The 8,553-nt window shown below is 29.2% G+C and carries 5 protein-coding genes; 4 read left to right on the top strand and 1 reads right to left on the bottom strand.

The annotated features are described in order from the left end of the window. The first annotated feature begins 32 nt into the window (after positions 1 to 32). The 4 genes from Q0352_RS00270 to Q0352_RS00285 all read left to right on the top strand — a co-directional run bounded on the left by Q0352_RS00270 (position 33) and on the right by Q0352_RS00285 (position 4,889). The gene (locus tag Q0352_RS00270) at positions 33 to 965 is read left to right on the top strand and encodes a DUF368 domain-containing protein (protein ID WP_299521759.1); all 933 of its coding nucleotides are present in this window, start codon (positions 33 to 35) and stop codon (positions 963 to 965) included. Positions 966 to 968: 3 nt separating this feature from the next. Then, on the top strand, positions 969 to 1,991 hold the full coding sequence (locus tag Q0352_RS00275) for a DUF368 domain-containing protein (protein ID WP_299521762.1): 1,023 nt from the start codon (positions 969 to 971) through the stop codon (positions 1,989 to 1,991). Continuing rightward, positions 1,984 to 2,730: a shikimate dehydrogenase gene (locus Q0352_RS00280; RefSeq protein WP_299521765.1), complete on the top strand. Its 747-nt coding sequence runs from the start codon at positions 1,984 to 1,986 to the stop codon at positions 2,728 to 2,730. The genes Q0352_RS00275 and Q0352_RS00280 overlap by 8 nt, the downstream gene beginning before the upstream one ends. 128 nt (positions 2,731 to 2,858) lie before the next feature. After that, positions 2,859 to 4,889: a DUF349 domain-containing protein gene (locus Q0352_RS00285; protein ID WP_299521768.1), complete on the top strand. Its 2,031-nt coding sequence runs from the start codon at positions 2,859 to 2,861 to the stop codon at positions 4,887 to 4,889. Positions 4,890 to 5,020: 131 nt separating this feature from the next. Here the strand turns inward: Q0352_RS00285 and Q0352_RS00290 are convergent, their stop codons facing one another. Further along, positions 5,021 to 8,425: an alpha-amylase family glycosyl hydrolase gene (locus Q0352_RS00290; protein ID WP_299521771.1), complete on the bottom strand. Its 3,405-nt coding sequence runs from the start codon at positions 8,423 to 8,425 to the stop codon at positions 5,021 to 5,023. Positions 8,426 to 8,553: the final 128 nt, after the last annotated feature.

Genomic DNA, 8,553 nt, shown 5'->3' on the forward strand with positions numbered 1-8,553 from the left:
GTTACATTTGTGCATCTAAGATTTGAAGGCAAATGCAACAAAGAAAATTCATTCATTATTTTATAATCTCCTTAAAAGGAATGGCAATGGGAGCCGCCGATATTGTGCCAGGTGTTTCTGGTGGTACAATAGCTTTTATTTCAGGTATTTATGAGGAATTATTGACATCAATTAGTGCTGTTAATTTTTCAATATTAAAATTGTTAAAAACCAAGGGTATTAAAGCCTTTTGGAAAGCTGTTAATGGCAATTTTTTATTGGCATTAATTATAGGAATTTTTACAAGTATATTATCTTTAGCAAAATTGATTTCTTGGCTATTAGAGCATCAGCCAATTTTGGTTTGGTCATTCTTTTTTGGGTTGGTTTTGGCAAGTATTTTATACATTGGGAAACAAATTACAAAGTGGAATAGTATTACAATTACAGGGTTATTACTTGGAGCTGGAATCGCATATTATATTACAACTTTGCAACCTTTAATTTCAGAAAATTCATCACCGTTATTTTTGTTTTTAGCAGGTGCGATAGCAATTTGCGCCATGATTTTACCTGGAATTTCTGGTGCTTTTATTTTGGTGTTATTAGGAGCTTATAAGCCAGTATTAGATGCAATTCATAATAGAGATTTTAAATTATTAATCATTTTAGCTTCTGGTGCCATCGTTGGATTATTATCTTTTTCAAAATTGTTAAAATGGTTATTTAATAATTATAAAAATTACACTTTAGTTGTGTTAACAGGTTTTATTTTAGGTTCATTAAATAAAATTTGGCCTTGGAAACAAACATTAACTTGGCGAGTTAATTCTCATGGAATAGAAGTGCCTTTTAACCAACAAAGTATTTCTCCTTTTTCTTTTGAAGGAGATTCACAATTAGGAATGGCAATACTTCTTTCAATAGTTGGATTTGCAGTGATTCTACTATTAGAAAAAATAGCTAATAGTTCAAGTAAAGAATAATTTATGGCAAGAGAACGTAGTTTGTTAGATAAGTTTTTCCTTTTTATTAAGGGGCTTTCTATGGGAACTGCAAATAAAGTTCCTGGGGTTTCTGGTGGAACAGTTTCTTTTGTTTTAGGTTTTTATGAAGAAATGATTTATTCGTTTCGGAAGATTAATTATAAAGCCTTTTTATTATTAATAAATGGCCGATTTAAAAGTTTTTATAAATACACAAATGCTACGTTTTTACTACTTGTTTTTGGAGGAAGCATGTTTAGTTACTTTAGTGTTTCTCTTGTATTAGATTATTTATTGCAGCAATACGAATTGTATGTTTGGAGTTCTTTTTTTGGATTGATTTTAGGCTCCATTTATTACATTTCTAAAGATTTTAAAGATTGGCGTGCGAGTAATATAATATCAATAGCGATTGGAATTGGACTTGGAGTTGCCATAAGCTTTATGAACCCAGCAAAAGAGAACGATAATTTATGGTTTGTTTTTGCTTGTGGAATTATTGGCGTTTCAGGAATGACTTTACCTGGACTTTCAGGTTCATTTATTTTAATTTTATTAGGGAACTATGTGTTGTTACTAGTAGATTCTGTAACCATGTTATATAAAACTATTGCCGAAGTTTTTATGGGCGATTTTAGTTTTATGGATAGTGAAGAAAGAATACGATATCTTAAAATTATAGCATCTTTTACAGGAGGCTCAGCATTTGGTTTGGTGTTCACATCTCATATTTTAGGATATGTATTAAAGCGCTGGCACCAAATTGTTACAGCTTTAATTATTGGTTTTATAACAGGCTCTTTAGGAATTGTTTGGCCTTGGAAGAAAGAAATATATAAAATAGATAACGGTAAAGAGTTAATTGATATTCATGGAAATAAAGTAATTGAAAATTTTCAAAGATATTTTCCTGACTTTTCACTGCAGGAAACCTGGATGGCTATTTTATTTATTATAGTAGGTTTAGGAGTTGTTTTATTAATTGATAAATATGGTGCAGACCGCAAAGAATATATTGATGGATAGTCGTTTTAAATTTGGTTTGATAGGAAAGAATATTTCCTATTCTTTTTCGAAAAAATATTTTACAGATAAATTTCAAAAGTTAGGTTTAAATACCTATAAATATAATAATTATGATATTCCTGAAATTGAAGAATTTCCTTTTATTATATATCAGCAAGAAGAAAAATTTCAAGGGTTTAGCGTTACAATCCCTTATAAACAATCTATTATAAAATATTTAGATGAAGTTGAAGAAGATGCGCAAAAAATAGGAGCTGTAAATACTATAAAAATTACAGATGACAATAGATTAATTGGCTATAATACTGATGTTTATGGTTTTGAGAAATCAATTGAGCCTTTATTGCAAAAACACCACAATAAAGCACTTATTTTAGGTACAGGTGGCGTTTCTAAGGCCATTGCTTATGTTTTAGAAAAATTAAAAATAAACTTTAAATTTGTTTCAAGAAATATTTCAGAAAACAGTTTGGGGTATCCAATTTTAGATCAAAATATTCTTAATGAATATACTGTGATTATAAATTGCACACCAGTTGGAACTTACCCCGATATTGATAATTCTCCTAACATTCCGTATGAATTTATCACAGATAAACACTTGTTATTTGATTTAATTTATAACCCTTCAGAAACTAAATTTTTACAGGAAGGTAGAAAGAGAGGTGCCATTATAAAAAATGGACATGAAATGCTTGAATTGCAAGCAGAAAAGTCTTGGGAAATATGGAATTCCTAAAAAAGAAATCCCTAAATTTACGCAACTTTAAATAAAATTATACATCTTATATTGAAATAGGATTTTTATAAAATAACTATTTTTAGAATTATTAATGAAATAATTAACCGAACCTTAAACATTTTTATATGTTAGACGAAAGTAAAATAATGCCAAGTGAAGAAGAAAACAATGAGACTCCACAAAATTCTGAAATTCAAGAAGAAAACTCAACAACTAACAACATAACTGCAGATGAAGTTTCTTCAAAAAGCGAAGTTGTAGAAGAAGTTGAAAAAGTAGAGTTACCAACAGTAGATGATGCTGTTTTAAAATCTGAAAGTTCAGATGAAAAAGACGAAACTGAAATTTTACCTAAAGTTGAAACTCCTTCAGTGAATAAAGCAATTGACGAAATTGAAACTAAAATTGCTGAGAGTTCAGAAAAAATAGTACCTGCTGCTATTGAAATGCTTGATTACGAAAGTCTAAGTTTAGAGGATTTGGTTATAGAATTAGGCAAACTTGTTAAAGAACATCCTGTACAAAATATTCATAATAATGTTAATAATATTAAAAACGCATTTAATATTAAATTTGGTGAAATTTTAAAAAATGAAAAAGCCAAGTTTTTAGAAAGTGGAGGTAATGTTATTGATTTTCAATACAATAATCCTGTTAAATCTAATTATAATAGTATTTTATACGATTATAAAATAAAGAAAACTGAGTTTTATGCAAAACAAGACAGTCAACTAGATGAGAATCTTAAAAATAAACTTAATGTAATTGAAGAGCTAAAGCATTTAATAGATAATGCAGATGGAGCTACAATGTATAAAGTTTTTAAAGATATACAGGGTAAATGGAGAGAAATAGGCCCAATTCCAAAAGCAAAATACAATGATACTTGGAGAACATATGAACACCATGTTGAGCGATTTTATGATTTATTACATTTAAGTAATGATTTAAGGGATTTAGATTTTAAACACAATTATGAAGAAAAATTAGCACTTGTTGTTAAAGCTGAAGAATTGGCTGAATTAGAAGATATTAATTTTGCTTTTAATGAATTACAAATTTTACATAAACTTTGGAAGGAAGAAGTAGGTCCTGTTGGTCGTGAACATAGAGAAGAAGTTTGGAATCGTTTTAGTGCTGCTACAAAAAAAGTACACGATAAACGTCATGAGTTTTTTAAAGATTTAAGATCTAAGTTTGATGATAATGTTGATGAAAAATTAGCCGTTATTTCGAAAATTGAAGAAATTGATACTTCAAAAAATAAAAGTAGAGCTGATTGGCAAAAGAGCATTAAAGAGCTTGAAGATTTACGTTCAACATTTTTTAGTATAGGTCAGGTTCCAAGAGCTAAAAGCAATGAAATTTGGTCTAAATTTAAAGAGGTAACAAAAAAGTTTAATGTTGATAAAAATAACTTTTTTAAAGAAGTAAAGAATGAACATTTAGAAAATTTAAATCAAAAAAAGTTATTGATTGAGCGTGCAAAAGAATTAAAAGATAGTGAAGATTGGGAGGTTGCAACTGATATCATGAAAAAGATACAAGCTGATTGGAAAAAAATAGGACACGTTCCTCGTAAATATTCTGATAAGTTATGGAAAGAATTTAAAGACGCTTGTAATCATTATTTTGATAGACTTCATTCTGAACAAGATGCTGATAATAAAGTAGAAATGGAAGTTTTTATTAAGAAAAAAGATCTTTTAGCAGAAATTAAAAGCACGGTTGAAAGCGATACAGAAATAACATTAGATAATCTTAAAGAATATGTAAGTGATTGGCGTGATTTAGGTAGAGTGCCTTTTGAAATGAAACATATTGAAGCTAAATTTAATAAAGTAATTGATAAAATTGTTGAAACAAGTACTATAGAAGCTAAGGATGTTGAAATGATTAAGTTTGAAAACTTAGTGAATAGTTACTTAGAGCAAAAAAATTATCATAAACTAAATGGAGAGCAACTTTTCGTTAGAAAAAAGGTTGATGAAACTGTTAGAGAAATTCAACAATTAGAAAACAATATAGGATTTATTTCAAATGCTACTGCTGATAATCCTTTGCTTAAAAACGTTATGGATAATATTGCAGTTTATAAGCAGAAATTAGAAGTCTGGAAAATTAAATTAGAATATTTAAAGAAATTAGATTATTAAATAAAAAAGAGGCTTCATATGAAGCCTCTTTTTTATTTACATACTTTAACTTTAATGAGATATCAACTTAATCGAGCTCAAATAATTATTATTTAAGTTGTGAGATAATGAGCAAATTAGCTTTTTCATGATTATTGCTTTATTATTTTAAGTGATACAGGTTTCTCTAATTTTATTTTAGCAATGTACAATCCTGTTGGATGGTTTTCAATATTTAATTGAACCTTACCATAAACAATAGGGTATGTTTTTACTGAAATTAACTGAGATTGAATCGTATACAATTCAATAACTACTTCTTTTTGAGACATTGGCAAAGCAATATCAAATAAACCATTGGTTGGATTTGGATATGCGATTATTTCATCCATTAACATAATTGCTTTTGAATAAACACCCTCACAAGATACAGCTGTTTTAACTTCAACAACATCTCCTTGTTTTATATCAACATTAAATAAAGGTGAATTTGTTGTAAAACTCTCTTCTCCATTCACATAAATAGTAAATGGCGCTGTTCCTTGTTCTATTTCTATAGAAGCTTTCCCAGAAGCAATACTTGATTTTCCTGATATAGTTGTGCCTTCTATAACTTCTACAGTGTAGCACTGCTCATAAGTTTCTCCTGAAACTGAAATACATACTATATAAATTCCTGGATCTAAATTATCTGCATTAAAATTAGTTGTGTTTGTAAATGTATCATTTGGAGTTCCATTAATAGTAGTCGTATAAGTATAATTTTTATTTGCAGAAATTGAAATTTGTCCATTATTTTTATTTGGACAGGTTTCACTAGTTACAATTACTTCAAAATTATTGGAAGGTAACATGAAGCAACCTGATGCATTTACTATTGCTCCTGCAGTTGTTCCAGAGCAAAGGTCAACTGAATTATCAACACCATCATTATCATCATCTCCGTTTGGTGTTGTATCACAAACATCTCCTTCACCATCATTATCCGTATCTAATTGATCTGGATTTGGTGTGTTTGGACAGTTGTCATTTGAGTCTAAAATACCGTCATTATCAGTATCTAAAGTCGATAAATTTGTAGTTGAATATAATCTATATTCACCAGGATTTAAAGTTATTGACTCTGATGTATTGGTCACATTTTTTTCGTCACCTGTAAAATATTCATACCAAGTACCTGTTTGTGTAAATGGAGTAATAATAGATTTATTGGTAACGTCAAAATTTCCGATTACAACAACATCCATTGACGCGTGTCTTAAGACAATTGATTTTGTTAAACTTCCAACATTTAATGTATAATCTGTAGTATTAAATACGGGTTGTTCTTTTTTTAGACGAATTAATTTAGACCATACATCATAGATGTTTTTTCTATTTACATCATCAAAATATTCCCAACGAATAGGTTTTCTATCAACTCTACCTGGATCATCAATACTAACATCGTAACCAAGTTCTCCAAATTGCCATATCATTTTCGGACCTGGAATTGTGAAGAAAAATGCCCCAGCCAATTCCTGTCTAGATAACGCAATATTTAGGTTTCTAACGTTGTGATTAGGATTTGTACTATTTCCAAACGTTAAGTTTTTATACATTAAACGTTCTTCATCATGACTTTCCATATAACCAATAACATTTGGATTATTCCAACCTCTTTGCTTGTATGAAATCCATGATAAGTCTGTATCAGAGCTCCAACCCATCGTATTTTGACTATAGTTATGATTCATATTTCCCCAAAGCATAATACCATAATTTGCCAATTCTTTTTCTTCAGAATTATCAGACAAATGTTCAAAAATCACATAAGGTTTATTAGAAGGATTGTTGTTCCAAACATGGTCAGCATAATTTTTTAAAATTGCAATTCTTGATGCATCGTATGCACTTGCCCAGTTATCTGCACCTGTGTAAATTGTATTTGAAAACCCTTTAGTAAAATCGAATCTAAAACCATCAATTTTATATTCATCCATCCAATAAGATAAAACATCATTAAAAAACTCAGTAGTATGTGATGATTCATGGTTAAAATCATAACCCCAATGTGCGCTTGTATTATCAACTAAATTGTGGTTTACATTGTACCAAGGATTATCAGCAGCAGGTTTATTATCTTCACTATTCCAGTACATTTGAAGCAATGGAGATTGGCCAAATGAATGGTTAAACACTACATCAGCTAAAACAGCAATACCACGTTCATGGCAAGCATCAACAAAATTTTTGAAATCGTTTTTTGTGCCATAAGCTTTATCCAAAGCCATATATAGGGCTGGGTTATAACCCCAACTGTCAGCTCCCTCAAATTCATTTATTGGCATTAATTCAATTGCGTTTACCCCTAAAGTTTCTAAATAATCTAAATAAGTTAATGCTTCATTATATGAGTCAGATTCAGTAAAATCTCTTATATGTAATTCGTAAATTATTAAATTGTCTTGGGCAGGTTTTATAAAATTAGTTACATTCCAAGTATAGTTAGATTCATTAATTAAAAAAGTTGAAACAAAGCCTGTTGTTAAACCAGTAGGGTAGGATTTTAAATTTGGATAATTTCCAACTTTAATATATTGATCATTCCAAGGGTCTAATATTTTTTCTGAATAAGGATCAACAACTTTAATGTTATAATCAATTAAATATTGATAAGCATATTCCGTATTAATATCTAAATTAGGTATGGTAAGCCAGAAATCATCACCATCTTTAAATAGTTGGTATGATGCATTTAAAGTCCAGTTATTAAAATCACCTAATAGAAGCACATCAATTTTTAGCGGTGCTTTTAATAAGAAGGTAACTGAATTATCAGAATTTTTATTGACACCATATTTTAATCCTGTAGGTTGTGTAGCTGTTTGTGTAGCAGATTTCACATAAACAGAAATTGTTGTTTCTTTTGTTTCGCTACCTGTTGTTGCAATAGCTTTTAAAGTTTGAACTCCTGAAGTTGTTAAGGAATAAGAAGTTAAAATTGAAGTTGAATTAGTTGCAGTTTTAATAGAAACATTATTTACAAAGAGTTCTAAATTTGAAGCAATTGATGATTCTGCAGTAATTGTAATATTGTCATTTAAAGTATAGGCACTTTCATTTATAGGAGTGGTAAAAGTAATGTTTAAACCCGCAGGATAAATTGGCACAAAAATATCAGGTCTAGATTGTTTTGAACCATCAGAAGATCTAAAAACTAAAGCGATGTTTGTTATTGTTTCTGAAGTTGGGATACCATAAAAAGTAAAAACATCAGGTGAAATTATTAAAGTATATAAATTTGAATTAGAATTATCACGAGTAAGTTTCGCTTTATTAATATTTTGAGACCATCCGGCTATAACATATTTCCAGTCTGAGTTACTTGAAGAGTTTGAAGTAATAACCCCAGTATGTGCATAAATATCTCCTGTAAAATTGGCTAACTCGGTTCCAGTAGCATTAAATGTTATTGTAATTTCATCATTAGCTGTTGGTAAAGTAGGGGATGTGGTTACTTGTGAAAACACAAGTATTGGTGCTAAAAAAAGTAATATAAGTAATAATTTTTTCATCTATAGGTTTATTATGGTACTAAATGCAATGAACCGGAATTAATTAATAAACGAGTTCTTAGCAGAAAGTTAAATTATAAATAGGCCGCTTATTAAACCATAAGCAGCCTATTTATTTTACTAATAAA

This window comes from uncultured Lutibacter sp. (genome assembly GCF_937891065.1).
GTDB lineage: Bacteria > Bacteroidota > Bacteroidia > Flavobacteriales > Flavobacteriaceae > Lutibacter.

Excerpts from the sequence above, each read along its gene's own strand:
- Q0352_RS00270 (WP_299521759.1), top strand. The coding sequence starts at position 33 with ATGCAACAAAGAAAATTCATTCATTATTTTATAATCTCCTTAAAAGGA.
- Q0352_RS00290 (WP_299521771.1), bottom strand. The coding sequence starts at position 8,425 with ATGAAAAAATTATTACTTATATTACTTTTTTTAGCACCAATACTTGTG.
- Q0352_RS00280 (WP_299521765.1), top strand. The coding sequence starts at position 1,984 with ATGGATAGTCGTTTTAAATTTGGTTTGATAGGAAAGAATATTTCCTAT.
- Q0352_RS00285 (WP_299521768.1), top strand. The coding sequence starts at position 2,859 with ATGTTAGACGAAAGTAAAATAATGCCAAGTGAAGAAGAAAACAATGAG.
- Q0352_RS00275 (WP_299521762.1), top strand. The coding sequence starts at position 969 with ATGGCAAGAGAACGTAGTTTGTTAGATAAGTTTTTCCTTTTTATTAAG.